18 protein-coding genes are annotated in these 21,052 nt (G+C 36.6%); all 18 read right to left on the bottom strand.

The features are described from left to right. Positions 1 to 7 precede the first annotated feature (7 nt). Entirely contained in the window at positions 8 to 802 is a 795-nt protein-coding gene (locus LQV47_RS17960; protein ID WP_230039879.1) for a hypothetical protein, read from the bottom strand. Between the two features lie 23 nt (positions 803 to 825). Then, the gene (locus LQV47_RS17955) at positions 826 to 2,667 is read right to left on the bottom strand and encodes a M23 family metallopeptidase (RefSeq protein WP_230039877.1); all 1,842 of its coding nucleotides are present in this window, start codon (positions 2,665 to 2,667) and stop codon (positions 826 to 828) included. A 4-nt stretch (positions 2,668 to 2,671) separates the two neighbouring features. After that, positions 2,672 to 3,643: a hypothetical protein gene (locus LQV47_RS17950; protein ID WP_230039875.1), complete on the bottom strand. Its 972-nt coding sequence runs from the start codon at positions 3,641 to 3,643 to the stop codon at positions 2,672 to 2,674. Positions 3,644 to 3,685: 42 nt separating this feature from the next. Further along, positions 3,686 to 4,705 carry a hypothetical protein gene (locus tag LQV47_RS17945; protein WP_230039873.1) on the bottom strand — a complete coding sequence of 340 codons (1,020 nt, stop codon included), beginning with the start codon at positions 4,703 to 4,705 and terminating at the stop codon, positions 3,686 to 3,688. Then, on the bottom strand, positions 4,705 to 7,758 hold the full coding sequence (locus LQV47_RS17940; RefSeq protein WP_230039871.1) for a peptidoglycan DD-metalloendopeptidase family protein: 3,054 nt from the start codon (positions 7,756 to 7,758) through the stop codon (positions 4,705 to 4,707). The genes LQV47_RS17945 and LQV47_RS17940 overlap by 1 nt, the downstream gene beginning before the upstream one ends. A 17-nt stretch (positions 7,759 to 7,775) precedes the next feature. Then, entirely contained in the window at positions 7,776 to 8,279 is a 504-nt protein-coding gene (locus tag LQV47_RS17935; RefSeq protein ID WP_230039869.1) for a DUF4280 domain-containing protein, read from the bottom strand. Between the two features lie 39 nt (positions 8,280 to 8,318). Next, positions 8,319 to 9,398 (bottom strand): hypothetical protein, encoded by a 1,080-nt coding sequence (locus LQV47_RS17930; RefSeq protein ID WP_230039868.1) that lies wholly within the window; start codon positions 9,396 to 9,398, stop codon positions 8,319 to 8,321. Between the two features lie 143 nt (positions 9,399 to 9,541). After that, positions 9,542 to 10,921 (bottom strand): NADH-quinone oxidoreductase subunit N, encoded by a 1,380-nt coding sequence (locus LQV47_RS17925; RefSeq protein WP_230039866.1) that lies wholly within the window; start codon positions 10,919 to 10,921, stop codon positions 9,542 to 9,544. A gap of 150 nt (positions 10,922 to 11,071) precedes the next feature. Then, positions 11,072 to 12,565 (bottom strand): NADH-quinone oxidoreductase subunit M, encoded by a 1,494-nt coding sequence (locus tag LQV47_RS17920; protein WP_047494340.1) that lies wholly within the window; start codon positions 12,563 to 12,565, stop codon positions 11,072 to 11,074. 2 nt (positions 12,566 to 12,567) lie between these two features. After that, positions 12,568 to 14,481 carry an NADH-quinone oxidoreductase subunit L gene (nuoL, locus tag LQV47_RS17915; protein WP_230039864.1) on the bottom strand — a complete coding sequence of 638 codons (1,914 nt, stop codon included), beginning with the start codon at positions 14,479 to 14,481 and terminating at the stop codon, positions 12,568 to 12,570. A gap of 2 nt (positions 14,482 to 14,483) precedes the next feature. Further along, the gene (nuoK, locus tag LQV47_RS17910) at positions 14,484 to 14,813 is read right to left on the bottom strand and encodes an NADH-quinone oxidoreductase subunit NuoK (protein ID WP_047494345.1); all 330 of its coding nucleotides are present in this window, start codon (positions 14,811 to 14,813) and stop codon (positions 14,484 to 14,486) included. A 3-nt stretch (positions 14,814 to 14,816) separates the two neighbouring features. After that, positions 14,817 to 15,314 carry an NADH-quinone oxidoreductase subunit J gene (locus LQV47_RS17905; RefSeq protein ID WP_047494349.1) on the bottom strand — a complete coding sequence of 166 codons (498 nt, stop codon included), beginning with the start codon at positions 15,312 to 15,314 and terminating at the stop codon, positions 14,817 to 14,819. Continuing rightward, a complete protein-coding gene (locus LQV47_RS17900) occupies positions 15,314 to 15,871 on the bottom strand; it encodes an NADH-quinone oxidoreductase subunit I (RefSeq protein ID WP_040996950.1) in 558 nt (185 codons plus the stop codon). The genes LQV47_RS17905 and LQV47_RS17900 overlap by 1 nt, the downstream gene beginning before the upstream one ends. A 151-nt stretch (positions 15,872 to 16,022) precedes the next feature. Further along, positions 16,023 to 17,087 (bottom strand): NADH-quinone oxidoreductase subunit NuoH, encoded by a 1,065-nt coding sequence (gene nuoH / locus LQV47_RS17895; protein ID WP_230039862.1) that lies wholly within the window; start codon positions 17,085 to 17,087, stop codon positions 16,023 to 16,025. An 87-nt stretch (positions 17,088 to 17,174) separates the two neighbouring features. Further along, positions 17,175 to 18,173 (bottom strand): 2Fe-2S iron-sulfur cluster-binding protein, encoded by a 999-nt coding sequence (locus LQV47_RS17890; protein WP_230039860.1) that lies wholly within the window; start codon positions 18,171 to 18,173, stop codon positions 17,175 to 17,177. Positions 18,174 to 18,214: 41 nt separating this feature from the next. Continuing rightward, entirely contained in the window at positions 18,215 to 19,006 is a 792-nt protein-coding gene (locus LQV47_RS17885) for a hypothetical protein (protein WP_306592650.1), read from the bottom strand. 87 nt (positions 19,007 to 19,093) lie between these two features. After that, positions 19,094 to 20,452, bottom strand: a complete 1,359-nt coding sequence (gene nuoF, locus LQV47_RS17880; protein ID WP_230039856.1) for an NADH-quinone oxidoreductase subunit NuoF — start codon at positions 20,450 to 20,452, stop codon at positions 19,094 to 19,096. A gap of 78 nt (positions 20,453 to 20,530) precedes the next feature. Further along, positions 20,531 to 21,040, bottom strand: coding sequence for an NAD(P)H-dependent oxidoreductase subunit E (locus LQV47_RS17875; protein ID WP_230039853.1), 510 nt, complete (start codon positions 21,038 to 21,040; stop codon positions 20,531 to 20,533). Positions 21,041 to 21,052: the final 12 nt, after the last annotated feature.

Raw genomic sequence — 21,052 nt, 5'->3', positions numbered from 1 at the left:
GTAATATTTAATCTGCACTATAGATAATTTTTCTGACAATATGATTTGCTTCTTTTGTGAGTATTACATTAGTAACACCACCGTCATATGATAATTCAATTTCAATTTTTTCTTTACTAATACGATAGTTTATGCTTAGCAAGCCATTTTGGTTGATTTTTAGAGTTTGATTTTTGAGTGGAATACTTTCTAATAAATAATTAGAATCATCAACTAATTTTTCATTGATGATTTGTTTATAAACAAGATCCATATTGATTGAAGATATATTACATTCTTCACCAGATAACATTTCACTTGTTATTTTTTTACAATTTGTTTTTGATAAATCATCTTTATAATCTTCAGTGATATTACTCTTTAAACCACAGTTTTTTTTATAATCAAATTTTGAAAGTAACTCTTTTTTGTAATTCAGTTCAGTTGGATTATCTGGGGCAAATGTTGTGTTTAATAATTTCAACGTTTGAGGTGAAAACTCAAGCCATGCAATTGCATTTTCTACATTTTGAAGCTTTTCGGATGACTCAGATAAATTATTTACAGTGTATAATTCTAAGATGATTTTCTTATCAGAAACATCCTCAATACGAATATAAATATCTTTTATATCTTTTATAATTGGTAAATCACTGGACAAAACAATCTCACGAAAAAATTCTTCACAGGTTAAATTTTTTTGCAAATGATTTACTACTCTCTTATTCTCCGGTGGAGTTTTTGTTTTAGTTATTTCAGCAGTTATTGTTGATTTTTGACAACTGAAAAGTAGCAGTATCGTTAAAAAAAATATTTTATTCATTTGATATTTAATATGTTTTATAATTACAACGCGTCAACAAATCTGGCTTTGATGTTTTTTAAGGTATTAATATAAGTAGTTCGTGCTGTTTGATCAGTCTTATTGAACCATCTTGCATAATCTCCATTATACTTTATAATGTATTTAATTTTATATTCCATTCCCGCAATTACTGATGGTAGTTTAACAAATTCTTTCTTTTTATCTGTAACTTGAGCATTTCCTCCAGTTCCACTTAGACCTGCCCCCTCGAAGCTACTCCAAGTTCCTATAGGCTGTTCTGTAAAAAGAGCCGAATCCCAGCCATAATAGGGTGCAGGTCCAAATACTTCCATACCTCCAGTTCCACAATTCTTATATTGTTTAGATTTAAAATGATCTGTTTCTAATCGATACATTTTCTCAACTATTGCAACTAAATCTTTACCTTTTATTTCTATTTCTTCCGTTGATCCCTCCCATTTCCAGTTCCATTTCTCATTTTTATAACGACTGTATAATTCTTCAATTGCTTTTTTCCCATCCTCAACAGTAAACAAAACACTTCCTGTTTCTTCACCAAAAGTATTCTTGTAACCTTCCTGTAATATTTCTAAAGAATCAACTAAATCTTTTCTTCTTTTAAATGGGGGATTATTATCTTGGGTAAGCCTGTAATTTACAACTTCAAAACCTTCGGAACCTGTATATAATTCAAAATGTACCATATATCTGCTGATACCTGTCATTTTACCAGTTTTCCCTAATTCTTGATTTTTAATAACCTCATCTCCTTTACTTACTTTAAGACTATTTGGATCAAGCTCACCATACCTTACTATAAACTCTCTTCCATCCGGAACTTTATGATGTACTGTAACTTGATGTGTTCCTCTGTAAAAAGCCTGGGCCTCTAAAACTACTCCTTCAGCAATAGCTACAACCGTTTCGTTACTTTCAGTTTCTAAATCTCTTGCTGCATGTTTGCGAGTTCCTCTGCTATATCCAAAGTTTGTTTGATTATTATTGTTTTCAGCCCAGTAATCTTTTTTATTAGCCCCATTCACATCGTTTCGAGGCTTTGCTCTTAATGGGAAAATTATGTATTTATTTTTCCCAATCTGGAAATACGCCCCCTCCTTATTCAAGAACTTCTTATCATGCTGTTTCTCACCCTGGGCTTTTGCATGAAGATATAAAAATTCCGGCACTTTTTTCAGGAGTTTAAAGGTGATGGTATCTCCGGCTTTGTAATCCTTTATGGCTAAAGCTTTTTCTATTTCTTCTACACTGGAGGTTTTGCCGTCTTCTATTTTTGGATTCCCCCGTTTACCGCCTTTGGCGTTGTTGAGAATATTTCCGGCGATAGATTTTTTATCGGCAGCATTTTTTATACTTGTAGGACCTCCGAATGTATAGGTATAGCTTCCATCTTCTTTTCCGTTGTTGATCTTATCTTTCCATTGCTTCAGCTCTTCTTCGGATTTCGGGCGGAGGTGAATAGGAATTTTGACGAGATTGTCTTTTACAGTTCCTGAGAATTCTGTTTTTTCTGTTCCCGGAACTTCTCCTCCGGCAGGTGTTTTCTGTTCCATCTGTTCTTCAGTAATTTCCAGAACAGGGAGAACAGCATCTGCTGAACCTTTGATGATGCCATCTTTTTCTTTAATGGATATGGTGACCTGTTTCCCGTCCAGAAGCATGGTTCTGGCAACCAGGTACAGTTTATCATCGAGTGGGGCACTGTCAACCTTTTTAAAATCTACTCCCAGCTTGAAGATTTTAAAAGTTACAGTCTTTTGACTGGTTGTATCTTTTCCATAAGCTTCGGCGGTTAATGCCGCAGCAATCACTTCAGGAGTGACCAGATTTTTTGGCAATTGCAAATGCTTATTTTATCATGCCGTTATCTTGAAGTTTATACTTTTTCTTTAGAATTCTTTTCTCATCAGAATTTTTTCTTGAATACAATTCAATTTCATAATTCTCTTTAATCACAAAATCTTCAATTGTCTCTCCATTCATTTTTCCAATTTGTAATGAGGAAACAACTTCATTATTATCAATAATTTTAAGAAAATAACCTTCGACATCGGAATCGGTATAAGCTAAAACTATTGGTTGTAAATTATTAATTTTAGGAAGTAAGAAAAATGCAGAAGGCTGCTCTTTTATACCAAAAGTTTCAAGGATTTCTTTATTTTCTGAATATACATAAGAAGGATATTTATTCTCACAATTTTTATCATCTTCAACACAAACATCATAGTAGTTATTAAAATCAAATGGCAAAGCACAAATCTTAAAATTATCAGCATCTGTACGTACTTTTTCTGTTTTAGAAAACTTGGAGATATCTATATTCTTATTTTTTAATAAAACCTTACTATATTTTTTAAATTCAGCTTGAGCATCTGGCATAAGATTTTGTAAGATATTATCATTTTCTCCTTCCGGATTTATTTTTTCTATCTGACCAGAATTATTATAAACGAAATAATACTTCTCATAATGAATATCTGATAATTTATCATTAATATATGTTTCAACTTTGAATTTAACATTGATGACTTGTTTATCTTGTAATACCACTTCAGGAATATATGTCATGGCACAACCAGACCCGCAGCTCAATACAAAGGAATTATCATTTGCATTATTAGTAGCAGTTGAAATCTGTTTTTCTTGTTTATTTGTTGCTTCATTTTTTGGATCAGTTAATATTTTTGATTGTTGAGAGAAATCCTTCTTATGTGATAAAGAATCCCTTGAAGTATTAGATTTTGATTTTTCAAATTGGATGCTTTCCTGTTTTTTTTCTTTACAGGAAAGTAATAATAAAAATCCGATTGTATATAACATTTTGTTTAGGTACATTATTGAGAGTATAATGATTTTCTTATATTACTCACTACATTTACTTAGGATTATAGAGTTTTCTTTTCCAAATAAATTTTTAATAAATATTTTTTCTTTTATAATGTCCAGCCAATTAACTGATATTTTATTTTTATTAATAATATCAATTTTTGCAAGCACATCTCCTTTTGTAAGGGTAGTTATTTTTTTTACATCTACTCCTTCTCCAATAATATTTGTTCCAATATACTTTAATGATTTATTGTCGGAACTTACTTCAACCATCATTTTAACTATGAGCTTTGTTTTATAATATATACTCAGTTCCCCTTCATCTTTTTTATAAAATAAGATATTACTTACATGGTCATTAGTAGTACATTCAGCTTTCCATATTCCTGAAAAACTTAAACTATTGATATTTACTTTATTGTTAAAAGAATCTTTCGAGTAGTTTTCTTGAATATATGTTTTACTTATAGTGAGTGTTTCTTTAGATGGTTTAATTTTATCAAGCTTTGTATCATAATACTTATCAGTTAGAATTATTGCTGTTATGCTCTTAGCATGGTTCTTAAATTTTATAAACTTATCAACATCAAGTGGTTTTTCAGGGGCTATTTCTAAATATTCCTTTTTTATATACTTTTCCTTGTCAAGATAATATAGTCTATACCCGTAAATGCCGGATTCATCTTCTTCTTGAATTAAAAGTATTTTTTCAGCACCATCAACAAATATAAAAGGTGTAAAAACATATGCATCCGATATAATAAAATCAATTTCTTTATTATTAACATATATTTTTTTTCCACCAATATTTTTAGCTTCATCCAAGTAACTTTTTAATTGTATGACACATCCAGGGTTTTGATAAATTTCTTCTGATTCATTTATTTTATTCCATTTTTCATAAATAAAATAGGATTCATTTTTAGCTAAGGGCTGAGTTTGGCTGACTTGAGCTTCCTTATAATCCACTTTAGCAACTTGATTTGAGTGCTGTTTACAATTATAAGAGCAAAGAAGTGTTAATGTAATTAGTATTGTTATAATCTTTTTCATTAGTCTGTATTATTTTTTTGTCTTTCATCATTTGCCGGAACTAATCGAACATAAAATGCAGGGTTTTCTCTTTCACCTGTTCCTGTTCCTGCATTTTTAACATTTGCAATATCAAAATGCAGATGTCTTGCACGAACGTTTTGATTTGCTGCATTTCCTGTTTTTCCACTTTTTCCAATTACGTCTCCAGCTTTTACAAGTTGATTGTCTGAAACTAAAATCTCACTTAAATGTGCATAACGTAAAAACCTTTGACTTGAAGTTCCATAATTGGCGCCTTTTTCTATTTCTCCATTATATTGTAATTTGTAATCCCTTCTTGCATTATCTAAATCTTCTTTCTTAATTTCTATTACTACTAATTTTCCCCAATTACCATCATTTTGATCTGCTATAACGACTTTTCCGTCAAGGCAAGCTTTAACCGGAGTTCCAGATGGAGCAAAGATATCTAAACCTTGATGATTTTTTGTTCCGTTATTTCGAACTTTGCCAAATGAAGAGCCAGCAGGGTTATAATTGCCATAATAATTATACAGAGTAATTTCAGGATTATCAATTGGATCATGCCAACTACTCGAATCATCTCCTTCGTCACATTGACATGTATATCCAAATTCTTTTAAAAACCCAGGTAATACATGCAAGTTAGTTTGTTTAGAATTTTCTTTTTCAAAAAATTCATTGTAATAGTCTAAGGTTTCTTGCATTTTCGCAGTTGGTTGCCCTGCTGTTGCTCCTGGAAGACTTACCCATATCCCTTTTGCTTTATCAATTGCTTGTTCAATATTTCCTTTTATAATACTTGGAATAATGTTTTTCTTCATTAGTATTATCAGGCATAATCTGTCTTGTGAGACTTGGCTAAACCCTTTTGCATTGTATTTTTTAGCCAGATCAGTATCCTCATTATAAACAAGTGGTTTTACTGTTTTATATGTATCATTATGTTCTTGTATTAAATAACCATTAAGTTCATCAAATTTCCAACCCATTATTTGATAAGCTCCTGATGCGGAAGAGCATAATGTTTTTGTGCTATTACAATTTATTGTTTGAGGGTGGGTTGATAAGTCTGAAAAATTATTTCCACCTCCTGAAAACCAAGTTGTATAACCAAGTTCAGAGTTACGAGGTGTTTTGGTCCCCTTAACATATTCTCCTGTTCCTTCTGCGATTCTAATTACTCTCATGAAGGCTCTTATTCTTTCTTCGCAAGCACACTTCTTACCTATCTTAAAGTATACACCCTCCTTATTCAAGAACTTCTTATCATGCTGTTTCTCACCCTGGGCTTTTGCATGAAGATACAAGAATTCCGGGACCTTTTTCAGAAGTTTAAAGGTGATGGTATCTCCGGCTTTGTAATCCTTTATGGCTAAAGCTTTTTCTATTTCTTCTACACTGGAGGTTTTGCCGTCTTCTATTTTTGGATTCCCCCGTTTACCGCCTTTGGCGTTGTTGAGAATATTTCCGGCGATAGATTTTTTATCGGCAGCATTTTTTATACTTGTAGGACCTCCGAATGTATAGGTATAGCTTCCATCTTCTTTTCCGTTGTTGATCTTATCTTTCCATTGCTTCAGCTCTTCTTCGGATTTCGGGCGGAGGTGAATAGGAATTTTGACGAGATTGTCTTTTACAGTTCCTGAGAATTCTGTTTTTTCTGTTCCCGGAACTTCTCCTCCGGCAGGTGTTTTCTGTTCCATCTGTTCTTCAGTAATTTCCAGAACAGGGAGAACAGCATCTGCTGAACCTTTGATGATACCATCTTTTTCTTTAATGGATATGGTGACCTGTTTCCCATCCAGAAGCATGGTTCTGGCAACCAGGTACAGTTTATCATCGAGTGGGGCACTGTCAACCTTTTTAAAATCCACTCCCAGCTTGAAGGTTTTAAAAGTTACAGTCTTTTGACTGGTTGTATCTTTTCCATAAGCTTCGGCGGTTAATGCCGCAGCAATCACTTCAGGAGTGGTATATTTCTTTGAGGATTTCAGGTTCTCTTTAATTTTATTGAGAATGGTTTGTGCCACTTTATTTTTCTCTTCAGCAGTAGCTGTTTTGTTGCCACTTTTGCTACCTCCGAAAGTATAGGTATGAGTTCCGTCCTCTTCTCCTGTTTTCCTGGTATATTCTTTTTTTGCAAAATAGGCATCCAGAAGGTCTTCAACCTTTACCTGATTGATGACGGTAGGAGAGACTCCTCCCGATGGTGGGGGTGTTGCCGGCTGGGTATTATTGATCTGTCCATGGGCTGTTTGTGGCTCGGGATGTTGTTGAGGTGACGGAGCAGGTTGTTGTTGTTGTTGTTGTTGTTGTTGTTGTTGTTGTTGGGGCTGCTGAGGTTGAGGTTGGCCGGATGAAGGGCGTAATTCTGTTGGAGTATTGATATTTACATTATCCGTTGCATGCTTTTTATGGGCATAATATTCTACGGTTACATAGAATTCAAGCTGCTGAGGGTTTGTTTCACCTTGCATTGCTTTTCGCATAAGTGCTTTTGTCAGCATGAATTCTGCCCTGGCGATTCCGTTTTTTACCTTTTCTTTTTTACTATCTATAGGCAGATTTTGAGCATTATGACCTGAGTCTCTGGAATCATCTTCCCAAAGAGTAAATTGCAGATACTGGGCTTCCAGATTCATGCATTTAGCTTCTGCCACCATTTTTTCCGTAAAGCTGAAAACAGTTCCCGGAGTATTGTCTATGTATTTTAGTTCAACTTTGTTGATCCGGGGAACATCGCTGGGCTGGGGCTGTATCTCAAGTGCCATTGGAGTTTTTCCTTCCGGATTATGAAGATAAGCTTCTATCCTGAAAGTATCTTTGTAGGCGTTTGTATTGAAAGTAAAGCTGCTTATTCCTTTTTTCTTAATAGTGGTGGGAACAAATTTCCCGTTCACCTTTTTGAACAGATGCCAGGTAACGAGCGCCGGATTTCTTTTTTCTCTGGGGGTGGCAGGATACCATTCATCAATTTTGTAGGTAACCTGTTCGCCAACTTTTGGTTTTGTATTTCCCGATATTTTATAAATTCCTTGTTTTGACATGGCCGAAAAGTGTATGGTTAATAGGCATCTGCTTCATGATCATCCGTTTCCTTCTGGAATTCTTTGAAATCAATAAAAGGATTGATATGATGCTGTTCCTGAGGGTCTGCATTTTTAACATTCTGCTGAGCCATAGCAGCAGTCTGCCCATGTTCCATGATGGTGATTTTTCCACCTGTAGAGCACATAAGTTCTGAGATTTCTGTAACGCAGCTTTTACCCATTACTTTTACTTTTTCGTAAGTTTTCTGCCATTTTCCTGCGGGAGCATATGCGCAGGGAAGATATCCACCGGGAGTAGGTTTCAGTTTACATTTTCCGAAACTTGGGCCTTGGGGATTAAACTGAAGGTCATCTTCGGTAACAGCCAGATAATCAGCCTTACCTTCTTCATTATTCCAGTAATGTTTCTGATGGGAAGTGACTTTAAACTGTGGAAAGAGGTCTCCCTGATTACACTGGGTTTTTCCTTTCTGTATGACAAAGTGTTTTCCGTCATGTGGTGATGCGGATTCGGACATATTTTGCGTTTTTGATGGTGCTGTCTCAAAGATACTAATTTATTTTATTGCTTTTTCGATCATGAAAACATCTTTTTCTGTCACATCACCAATCTGAATTTCAAAACTTCCTGTGATTTTTTGAACTGCCAGATCCTTTCTGTTAAAAATATATTCTGCTTCATGGCGGCAGTGTACAGAGTTTTCATTAATGGGAGTTTGCTCAGAATAAATATAGTTTTTATCATACAGCTGATTGAGATTACGGTAGTCACAGCAGCTGCCGTTCTGAATGATTTTCAGAACTTCATTATCTGTAGCTGAATCTTTTGGTAAGATCCGGTTATAAAGTTCAAAACGTATCGGGGAAGCATGGGCAATCCACGGAAGAAACTCATGATAGATTTTGGAGTCGGTCCAGTCTCCATATTGCGCTCTGTAAAAAGATCCAAACAGGAATTGTACAGGAAGCGTATGTCTTACATCTCCAAGAATCTGTTTTTTATCTCCCGTCTTTTTTTTTAGTTGATCAATGTAAGATGCTGAAAGTTCATCTGTAAAGTATTTTTTCAACGCTTCCAGTTCCTCTTTAATCACCGTTTCTGAATGCATAAACTTGGCACTTATAAGTCTGCCTTTTTCATCTGTCCTTATTTGTAATGGGTAAATAATTGTTGTGCAGGCTTTCGCCAGGCTGGAAATTTTACTGTCTGATTCCATTCCGTCCTTTCTTGAGTCTACTAGCTGCATTGAAAAAAAGTGATGATTGTTTTCCGTTTTCAGGTATTTAAGTTCCATTTGATACTGATAATCTGCCTGCATGTTGTGGTCCTGATATTTCTGATGCTTCATGTTATAGCTGCCCTCCAATAAAGGGATCTGAAACGGAATTTTTCCATGGGGTGGATGATAGTAGAAGCTGTCTCCATTTTTATTAATTTTAGTATTGAGATTCTTTATTTCATCCCCAAACGGAATATGAAGAAGTGTTCCGGGTTTCAGCTGTACGGGTTCTACCAGTCTGTTGTGCAGGGCGCAGCATTTATTATGCACCTCTTTGATATAGTTGGGGTTTTCTACTTTCAGGTCGGAAGCAATTTTCTCCAGAGTATCGCCTGGAAGAGTCATATACGTGATCATGTGATTGATGTGTTTAATAATGTGAGTTGGGGTTATAATGATAGAGAGTAAAATTTATTTTGTTGTCTGAAATTTATAAAAATTTTGACAAAAAAAAACCTTCCAGATCCCTGGAAGGTTTTTGATATAATAATAGATAACTTTTACAGTCCGAATATTCTTGCAAACAGGTCCGGGAAAATTCCCAGAATGATAATCAAGGCAATAACAACTACTGCAATGATATTATAAGTAAGCGTTACTTTCTCTGATGACTTGAATGTTGATTCTTTAAAGAAGAACATGGCTACAATCAGTCTTAAATAATAAGCGATAGATAGGGCAGAACCTAACACAGCTACCAATACAAGGAAAGCTGCACCGTTCATAGCCTGGGAGAATAAAGCAAATTTCCCCATGAAACCCGCTGTTAGCGGAACTCCTGCCATAGAAAGCATAGAGATTGCTGCCGCAGTAGCTAATAAAGGTTCTGTTTTTGCCAATCCTTTGAATGCTCCGAAAGAAGTTTCTCTCTTTAATTTCTCTACCCAGATTAAGCACATAAAAACTCCTACTGTAGATAATGAGTACGCAAATAAATAAAATGCTAAATTATAAGTAGAAAGGCTGGTCATTCCGAAGAATACCAATCCGATGTATCCGGCGTGAGAAACTGAAGAGTAGGCCAGCATTCTTTTTGCATTCGTCTGGGCAAGACCCATAACGTTTGCCAAAAGCAAAGTAATAATTAAGAATACCCCTAAAACATTGATCCATTCATGGGTAACCCCGGCAAAACCAATGGTCATTAATCTGAACAGGGCGAAGAATCCTGAGATTTTTACTACACTTGCCATGAAAGCTGTAATTAATGAAGGAGAACCTGCATATACATCAGGACTCCACATATGGAAAGGTGCCAAAGCGACTTTGAATGCCAATGCACAAAGGATGAGTAATACCCCTAAGATAAACATTACATTACCAGTGTTTGCTACTCCAAAATCATGGATCTTATAGAGGTCAAAACTTCCTGCACTTCCATAGATGAACGCAATTCCGAAAAGTAGGAAACCTGTTGCGAATGCACCCATTAAGAAATATTTGATAGAAGCTTCGTTTGATCTTAAATCAGTTTTGTTGGCTCCGGCCATTACATAAAGTGGAATAGAAAGAATCTCCACCCCCAGGAACATCGTCACCAGGTTTTGGTATCCGAAAAGGATGATCCCTCCACATAATGCAAATAGCATTAAAGCATATAATTCCGACTGGTGGCTTCTGTGATTGCTGAATGCAAAACCTCCAAGGAAGAATAACAATAAGGTTGTTACAATGGATATTTTTGTGAATAATGCTGTATTGGCACTGTACTCATACATATGCTTGTAATGGTCGAAGAACGAACATTCCGGCATAAAACTTACGTACAATGCGATGATTAATCCCAAAATCCCAATGTATCTTGCGAATTTTCCTTGTTCAAAAACTCCTGAAAATAACGCAATAACTGCCGTTAGGAAAACAATAATTAAAACACTCATAATATAGATTTGAGATGTGAGATTTGAAGATAAAGCTTAAGATGTAAGACGTAAAGTTCCAGGTTTAGTCTCCTGTCTCTAATCTCTCGGTCTCCTGTCTTTTACTTTTCTCTAATCTCCTAATTTTTTAATTTTTAAATCTTTTAATTTTTAGTTGGCCATCGCCGTGTAGATAAACTTCACTGAACTGCTCACCATGTCTATTACCGGTTGTGGGAAAATACCAAGTAAAATCACAAAAACCGCTAAACTTGCCAATACAGAAAATTCTACACCTGATAAATCTTTTGCTGTGCTTAGAACTGCCTCATCTCCTTCTCCAAACATTGCTTTTCCGTAGAATCTCAATAAGTACACTGCACAAAGAATTACCGTAAGACCAGCAATTACCGCTGCTGTTCCGTTAAAATCATATACTGATTTCAATAGAATAAATTCTCCGATAAATCCATTGGTTAATGGAACTCCCATTGAACCTAATATAATGATCAGGAATAATACCGCAAATTTAGGAGCTACTTTTGCTAAACCTCCCATCTGTCTGATATCTCTTGATTTAAATCTCTTGTATAAAATATCACAACAGTAGAATAATCCTACCACGTTGATACCGTGAGCGAAAGTCTGTACCAAAGCTCCTTCAGCACCTTCAACATTGAAATTACCTCTTAAAGTAACCACTGCTGAAGCAAAGATCCCTGCCACCATTAACCCTACGTGAGAAAAAGATGAATACGCAATGATTCTCTTCATATCCGTCTGTATGATGGCAATCAGTGCTCCGTGAACAATTCCTACAATGGCAAGAATGATCACAATCTGTCCTGAAATCCCAGCAATAGGAAGTGGAGTAATTGGAAGTAAATAACGCATTACCCCGTACACTGCCATCTTAAGCATGATCCCTGATAGCAACATCGATCCCTGAGTAGGAGAGTAGGTATAGGTATCAGGCTGCCATGTATGGAAAGGGAATACCGGTAATTTCACTGCAAATGCAAAGAAAATAAACCAGAATACCACCGTCTGCTGTACTTCGTTAAGTTGCGCATTGTATAGATCTGTTAAGGCGAATGATGCAGAGTGGTTGTACACATAGATCAATCCGGCCAGCATAAATAAAGATCCAACGAATGTATATACGAAAAATTTCGTAGTGAATTCAAACCTTTTATTTTCCTGCCCCCAAAGTCCGGCGATAAACCAAATTGGAATCAATGTTACTTCCCAGAAAATGTAGAACAACAATCCGTCTAAAGAAGTGAAAACTCCTACAAGACCAAATTGCATCAACAGAATCAAACCGTAGAATGTATTTCTGTAGTTTACACTTTCATTGAAAGAAGATAAAATGATGATTGGCGCTAAAATATTAGTCAGCAATAGCAGAAGCATGCTCATCCCATCGATACCGAAGTGAAGAGAACTCTTCATAAATTGTGACCAGGGATAATTGATCTCATGCTGCAATACACTATCTACCGTCGGAGTAAAATCGAAATCCGAAAGTATATAAAATGTAAGAAGCATTTGTACCAGTGCAATTCCCAGTGCCAAATATTTGCTGGAATTACTCTTCCATGCAAAAACTAATCCCGAACCTACTAGAGGTAAAAGTAATAATGTTAATAATAAACAAGACATTATTATTGTAATAAAAAGTTAACAATTAATATAATTCCCACAGCTAAAGACATGATAAGAATATACGTCTCTACATTTCCGTTTTGAACACGCTTCATAGCTTTTCCGCTGTCCTCAGCACCATCACCTACAAAGTTTACAAAACGATCTAAGATACCCTTATCAAACATCTTTCCTCCGCGTCCTAATCCTTCAACAGTTTTTACAATCAATGCGTTGTAAAGTTCGTCAACGTATAATTTCTTGGCAGAAAGCTTTTCCCATCCGGTATAGCTTTCTTCTGCAACAGCCATTTTTTTCTTACTTACATAAGTGTTTCTAACGATAAACCATACCGTAAAGAACATAATCACTGTAGCTGCCAATAATATCATTTCAGTATTGAAAGGTACTCCCGAAAGGGTAGCTTCCATTTGGTTGTAGCTTTGTTCCGTAAGAACCGGCTTCAACCATTCCATCAGTTTAGCATAATGCCCGTGACCGATGAAGTGTGGCAGGTTGATAAAACCTCCAATTACAGAAAGAATAGCCAATACGATCAATGGTAAGGTCATATTTGACGGGCTTTCGTGTAAGTGGTGTTTTTGATCTTCAGTACCTCTGAACTCTCCGTGGAATGTTAAATAGTATAATCTGAACATATACGTTGCAGTCATTGCCGCTAAAACAAATAAAATTACCCAGTACACCGGATTTTTAGCGAAAGCTGCTACTAAAATTTCGTCTTTAGAGATCATCCCTGATAATAAAGGGAAACCTGAGATGGCCAATGTTCCGATAAGGAAGGTAGCGTGTGTAAGAGGAATATATTTTTTAAGACCTCCCATGAAACGCATATCCTGCTCGTTGCTCATTGCGTGGATTACAGAACCTGCCCCTAAGAACAGTAAAGCTTTAAAGAATGCATGCGTCATTACGTGGAACATAGCTGTTGTATACGCTCCAAGACCTAAAGCAATGAACATGAATCCAAGCTGTGAAACTGTAGAGTATGCCAATACTTTTTTGATATCATTCTGACGAAGTGCATAGAATCCTGCTAAAGCTGCCGTTAAGAATCCTATTAATAAAATTCCTCCCTGTACAGTAGGGGCTAAAGTAAATAAGAAGTTTGATCTTACTACCAAATAAATCCCTGCCGTAACCATCGTTGCCGCGTGGATTAACGCTGATACAGGAGTAGGACCGGCCATTGCGTCCGGTAACCATGTATATAAAGGAACCTGAGCCGATTTACCGGTAGCACCGATAAATAAACTGGCGGTGATAAAGATGATCACAGTTCCGTCTAATTCAAATTTTGAAGCATTTTCTGCTACGGAAAGGTAATCTACAGCATTGGTCTGAGCAGCAATCATAAAGATACCGATCAATAATGCAAGGTCACCAATTCTGTTCATAATGAAAGCTTTTCTTGCCGCTTTACCGTATTCTTCGTTAGTGTACCAGAATCCGATCAACAGGTAAGAACAAAGACCTACCCCTTCCCATCCGATGAATAAGATAAGGTAGTTGCTTCCCATTACTAAAAGTAACATCGAGAAAATGAAAAGGTTCAGGTAAGTAAAGAACTTATAGAATCCTTTGTCATGACTCATATATCCGATAGAGTATAGGTGGATTAATGATCCGATACCCGTGATGATCATCACCATCATTAAAGAAAGCTGATCGATCTGGAATCCAAAATTAATTTGAATACCATTGACTCTAAACCATTCAAAAGCTTTTACGATTACAGGCTGGCTTTCAGAATTGAAATTCATGAAAAGACTTACAGCGATACAGAAAGATCCGAATACTGCTGCAGTGGCCAAAGATCCAACCAATATTTTTGGAAGATTTTTCCCGAATAAACCGTTAATAAGAAACCCTAAAAGTGGTAAAAGTACTATTGCATATACTAAATTCTCCATTCTTATCCTCTTAATTTATTAAATATACTCACATCTACAGAACGGGTATTTCTATACAGCATAGCAATAATTGCCAAACCTACCGCTACTTCAGCAGCAGCCACTACCATAATGAAGAAAACTAAAAGCTGTCCGTCGCCGTTGCCTTTATATGCTGAAAAAGCTGCCAATAAAAGGTTTACAGAATTCAGCATAAGCTCTACACAGCCCAGAATCACAATAGCATTTTTTCTTAGCAATACACCCATCACTCCCAGGCAGAATAATACCGAAGAAAGAATGATGAAGTACTCTAAGGGGATGCTTTGTATAAATGTATTTACTTCTCCCATAATTTATAAATCTTTTTTACCGATTAATACCGCGCCTACAATACCTGCCAGAATTAGGATGGAAGCAAGCTCAAACGGTAAAACATATTCATTAAACAAAAGTCTACCCAGATTTTTAGTAAGACCCACTCCTCTGTCTACATTCTCCACCACAATGTGGTTGTCCTGTACTCCTCTGAATACCCCTAATACCCCTACTAAAAGAAGACCTGCAGTAAAAACTCCAACAAATTTTAAAGTATTGTTCTTCTTACTTTCGTCTCCTTTATTAAGGTTAAGCATCATTAGGATGTAAAGGAAAAGTACCATGATGGCACCTGCGTACACTATAATCTGGATAATGGCTAAGAACTGTGCATTCAAAAGAATGTACATTCCTGCAATTGAAAACATCGTGACGATTAATGACAAAATAGCATATAAAGGATTTCTGGCAAATACAAAATAAACAGCACTTGCCACTGCTAAAAACGCCACCAAGAAAAATAAAAACTGATCCATTATTTTACCGCATTTTTTTGTTTCTCGGATTGTCTTGTTGTGATGTCAATCCTTTCATTTATTTTTTCAACTAATTTATCCTTTCCATAGATGAAAGAACCCCTGTTGGTTTCCACATCCACCAATCTGTCTGTAAGATAGATCGCGGATTTAGGACAGGCTTCTTCACACATTCCACAGAAGATACATCTCAGCATATTGATTTCATATACTGAAGCGTATTTTTCCTCTCTGTAAAGGCCTTTTTCCTCTTTGGTTCTTTCAGCAGCAGTCATTGTAATGGCTTCTGCAGGACAAGCTACCGCACAAAGTCCACAGGCCGTACATCTTTCTCTGCCTTCCTCGTCTCTTTTCAAAACGTGCTGACCTCTCCAGATGGTAGTTCTTGGCTTCTGTACTTCCGGATACGAATATACTGCGGGAGCACCTTTTATCACGGTTCTTACAGCATGCTTAAATGTAATCCCCATCCCTGTAAAAATAGCAGGGAGATAGATTTTTTCAGCAAGGGTCATCTCTTTATTGGAAACAACTTTTGATCTGTTTGTAAGTTTCATTTAATTATAGATATTAGATGTTAGACATTAGATTTTAGACTAATCTTGTCTGTTATCTTAATTATTTAATATTGATGATTGAATATGATACGCTAAAGATAAAGCTTTGATTTCATTATCAAATTTTCAAATCAGCTCATTTTCAAATTTCTTAGTTTGCAAATGCTAAAATTACAGCTCCTGTAATTAATAGGTTTACCAATGCCATTGGGATCAGTGTTTTCCACCCTAAGTGCATTAACTGGTCATATCTGAATCTTGGAAGTGTCCATCTGATCCACATAAAGATCAGAATTCCAATTACCGTCTTCGTTAAGAATGCTGCAATACTCAAAATACCTGCAATGTTTTCACCCCAGTTCTGAGTTACCCATTCAATACCAGGGTAGTTGTAACCTCCGAAGAAAAGAACCACCATGAAAGCATTGGAGATAAACATGTTCACATATTCTCCGAACATATATAACCCTAACTTCATGGAAGAGTACTCCGTAGAGTATCCTGTTACCAATTCAGATTCACACTCAGGTAAATCGAACGGGTGCCGGTTTGTTTCTGCTAAAGCTGCTACAAAGAAAACAAGGAAGGCAATTGGCTGGTAGAAAATATTCCAGTTCATACCAGAACCCCAAGGAATTACTCCCCATAATTTCCCAGTAGTCTGGCTTTCAGTAATTTCCTTTAAGTCTAAACTTCCTGACATCATAATGATAGAAAGCAGTGCCAGTCCCATCGCCAATTCATAAGAAATCATCTGTGAAGAAGCGCGGATAGCACCTAATAATGAATATTTGTTATTCGAAGCCCAACCTCCGATCATAATTCCATACACCCCAATGGAAGCCATTCCGATGATGAAAAGTACTCCCACATCAATGTTGGCTACCTGAAGATCAAAAGAAGTACCTGCAATATTTAAACTTTTACCCCAAGGAATAACTGCTCCTGTGATTAATGAAATAAACATTACTAAAGCAGGCCCCAATACAAAAAGGAATCTTTCTGCATTGGCCGGAGTAAAGTCTTCTTTAAAGAAAAACTTTCCACCGTCAGCAAGAGGCTGTAATAGTCCGAAGGGTCCTGCTCTGTTAGGACCAATTCTATCCTGCATGATAGAGGCAACTTTTCTTTCTGCCCAGGTAGAGTAGGCTGCAATCGTTAACGACAGCAGGAAAAGCGCTAGTACAAGTATAAGTTTAAATGTTATTAAATCCATTTTTTTGTTATAGATGTTAGATATTAGAAGTTAGAAATTAGAAAGTCTGTGATCTAATGTCTGAAATCTGATGTCTTTTAATTAAAATTATTTTTCGTCTTTTTCACTGATTTCTTTAGCCATTGGATTGTCTAAAACTCTCAGTTCATCTTTAGGCTTCTCGTAGTGGTTCAATGAAATTACGGAGTGTCTGTCGATATGTCTAGGACCTTCGATGTTCCAGTCTGATAATGCTTTTCTTTCGAAACGGCAGGTATCACAGATAAATTCTTCAACTTCTCCCCACTGGTCTTTTCTTGCTGTTACTCTTACAATCTCATCACCTTTCATCCATACCACAGCTTTTCCTGAACACTTATCACATTTACAGGAAGCGTTCATTGGTTTGGTAAACCATACTCTGCTTGCAAAACGGGCTGTTCTGTCTGTTAATGCTCCTACAGGACAAACGTCGATAATGTTTCCGATGAAGTCATTGTCTAAAGCTTTATTTAAATAGGTAGAAATTTCAGCGTGGTCTCCTCTGAAAAGAATACCGTGTTCTCTTGTATCTGTAAGCTGGTTTGCTGTCAATACACATCTTGCACAAAGAATACAACGGTTCATGTTCAATTTGATGTTCGGTCCAAGATCATCAGCTTCGTAAGTATTTCTTTCGAACTCTGTTCTTGTACTGTCTACACCATGTTCATAACCTAAGTCCTGAAGATGACATTCTCCTGCCTGGTCACAGATAGGGCAGTCCAGCGGATGGTTTACCAATAAGAATTCGGTAACCGCTTTTCTTCCTTCCTGAGCTTTCTCAGAAGTAAGGTTTTTTACCTCCATACCGTCCATTACATTCGTTCTGCAGCTAGCCACTAATTTTGGCATAGGACGTGGATCAGCTTCAGATCCTTTAGATACTTCTACAAGACATGTTCTGCATCTTCCTCCACTGGTTTCCAATTTGCTGTAATAACACATCGCGGGAGGTACAGATTTTCCACCAATTTGTCTTGCGGCTTCCAAAATAGAAGTACCAGGCAAAACTTCAGTAGTCTGTCCGTCTATCGTTATTGTGAATTTTTTAACTTCTTCGCTCATATCGTATGCTTTAAGCTTTATGCATTAAGCAATAGGCTTTGTTATTTATATTTTTTCGTATTAAATGTATATCCAACTCCTGCAAGGACCTGCCCGAAAACAAAATCCTGCTGTGCTTTGTCAGGCTTATTATTTAATGTAGTTTTTATATCCCACATATTGATATAACCTGCTTTTACTTCCAGTCTTGCCATCCAGTGGTTCCAGAAAACAAGGTTAAGACTGGATCTTACGTCGGTCCCCAGACCTGCAACATGAAAACGGTCGCTTCTTTCATTTCCAAAAAGTCTTACATTACTTTTAGGAAACATGACTCCGATTCCTGCTCCGTAAGACCAAACTAAATCAACGTTTTTCTTGTTGATAAGGTTTTGATATCTTTCAAGACCCAGGTTTTCATAATTAAGTCCATCCGTATGTTCGAAAGTAAGGAACTTCTCATCTGCCAGGTTTACCTGTCCGTTTTGTACCATTCCTGCATATTCAGGATCTGAAATATGCCCTTTGAAATTAACTGTCTGATCCTGATCCATCACATATTTCATATGGTCAATTCCAAGAACAAGTGCTAAATTATCTTTGATAAAATATCCCGCTCTGAAATTATACTGAACTACGGTAAACCATCCCGGATTAATGTAAACGATTCCAAACTTTGTAGGTCTGTCCTGAGCGGATACATTATTCAGCTGAAAATCATAGCCATTTCCCTTAAAACGGATGTCAGAGTTACTGAAGGCGGCTCTGTTCCATCCAAAAAAAACAAACATCTGTCCCTTTTTGCTTAAAGGTTCAGGTTTCTGATTAGGAGTCGCTGCAAACGAATCCGTCATACTTCTGTCTATTAAAGTATCTTTTTCTTTTTTTTGTCCGAAAACAAAACTCGACATCATTAAGCCGACAACCAACAAATTTTTCATTTATGCGTTTTTTTCTACGGCCGGAATAGGATCTGCATAATTTGCCAATCCATAATTTTGAGTCTGTGATAACTCAGGGTTTTTTACATGCCACTCAAATTCATCTCTAAAGTGACGGATTGCTGCTGCAACTGGCCAAGCTGCGGCATCACCCAATGGACAGATTGTGTTTCCTTCGATTTTTCTCTGGATATCCCAAAGTAGATCGATGTCTTCCATTTTTCCCTGTCCGTTTTCTATTTTTTTTAAGATTTTATACATCCATCCTGTACCTTCACGGCAAGGCGTACATTGACCACAGCTTTCGTGATTATAGAATCTTGCTAAAGTCATCGTGTGTTCTACGATACACTGGTCTTCATCCAAAACGATGAAACCTCCTGAACCCATCATAGTTCCGGTAGCAAAACCTCCGTCTGCCAATGATTCGTAGTTCATATATCTAGGCTCCCCATTTACTGTTCTCAACAATAAGTTAGCAGGAACAATAGGAACGGAACTTCCTCCGGGAATACAAGCCTTTAATTTTTTTCCGTTGGCAATACCACCGCAATATTCGTCAGAGTAGATGAATTCTTCTACTGTAATCGTCATGTCGATTTCGTATACACCTGGTTTATTGATGTTTCCACAAGCAGAAATCAATTTCGTACCGGTAGATCTTCCCACACCAATTTTAGCATATTCAGCACCTGTAATATCAATGATTGGAACGATAGCGGCAATAGACTCAACGTTGTTTACCACTGTTGGTCTTTCCCAAAGACCTTTTACAGCAGGGAATGGCGGTTTTAGCCTTGGATTACCTCTCTTTCCTTCAAGGGATTCAAGCAATGCCGTTTCTTCACCGCAGATGTATGCTCCACCTCCTCTCTGAACATAAATTTCACAGTCGAAGCCAGTTCCTAAAATATTTTTACCTAAAAATCCCGCTGCTTTAGCTTCTTCAATAGCTTCTTCTAAAATATCAGGAATCCACGAATACTCTCCACGGATGTAGATATAGGAAACATTGGAACCTAAGCAGAATGATGAAATAAGCATTCCCTCAATCAATACATGAGGAAGGAACTCCATTAGATATCTGTCTTTAAATGTTCCGGGCTCAGATTCATCCGCATTCACAACAAGGTGTCTTGGAACGCCTTCAGGTTTTGCCAAAAAGCTCCATTTCATTCCTGTTGGGAATCCTGCTCCACCACGTCCTCTTAATCCTGAAGCTTTTACTTCTTCAAGAATTTCGTCCGGAGTCATCTTCAAGGCCTTTTCTGCAGCAGTGTAACCTCCCTGTTTACGGTATGTTTCAAAGTAGCGAATACCTTCTATATGTGCGTCTTTAAGTAAAAGTTTTTTACTCATTGTTTATTATGCTTTTAGCGGTCAGCTATTGGCCTATGGCTTTTAGCTTATGGCTATTTTTAATTTGTTAAAATTTATTTAGTCTAAAGCAACTTGCCCCTGTCTGCAAAGATCCAGGATTTCATCTACTTTTTCTATCGTTAAATTTTCATGAAAGAATTTCCCCAATTGTAACATCGGTGCATATCCACATGCTCCAAGACATTCAGCAGGCTTTAATGTAAACATACCATCTTCAGTAGTTTCCCCATCCTTAATGTTCAGTTTGGTTCTGATATGATTAAGGATTTTTTCGCTTCCACACACCATGCAAGGTCCGGTTCTGCAAACTTCCAAAACATATTTACCTACCGGCTTCATATTAAACATCGTATAGAAAGTAGCCACTTCATATACCTCAATCGGCTGAATACTTAATAGTTCGGCAACATAATCCATCACAGGAACATCTAACCATCCTCCGAATTCTTTCTGTGCTAAGTGAAGTACAGGAAGAAGGGCAGATTTCTGTCTTCCTTCAGGATATCTTGCGATAATTTTGTGTACCTGTGCTAAACTTTCCGGTTTAAAAGCTATTGTTTCGCTCATTTTTTATCTAAG

The sequence above is a fragment of the Chryseobacterium sp. Bi04 genome (genome assembly GCF_918698085.1).
Taxonomy (GTDB): Bacteria; Bacteroidota; Bacteroidia; order Flavobacteriales; family Weeksellaceae; genus Chryseobacterium.
The sequence above is the reverse complement of the archived record's forward strand: the minus strand, read 5'-3'. Positions and strand labels throughout refer to the sequence as shown.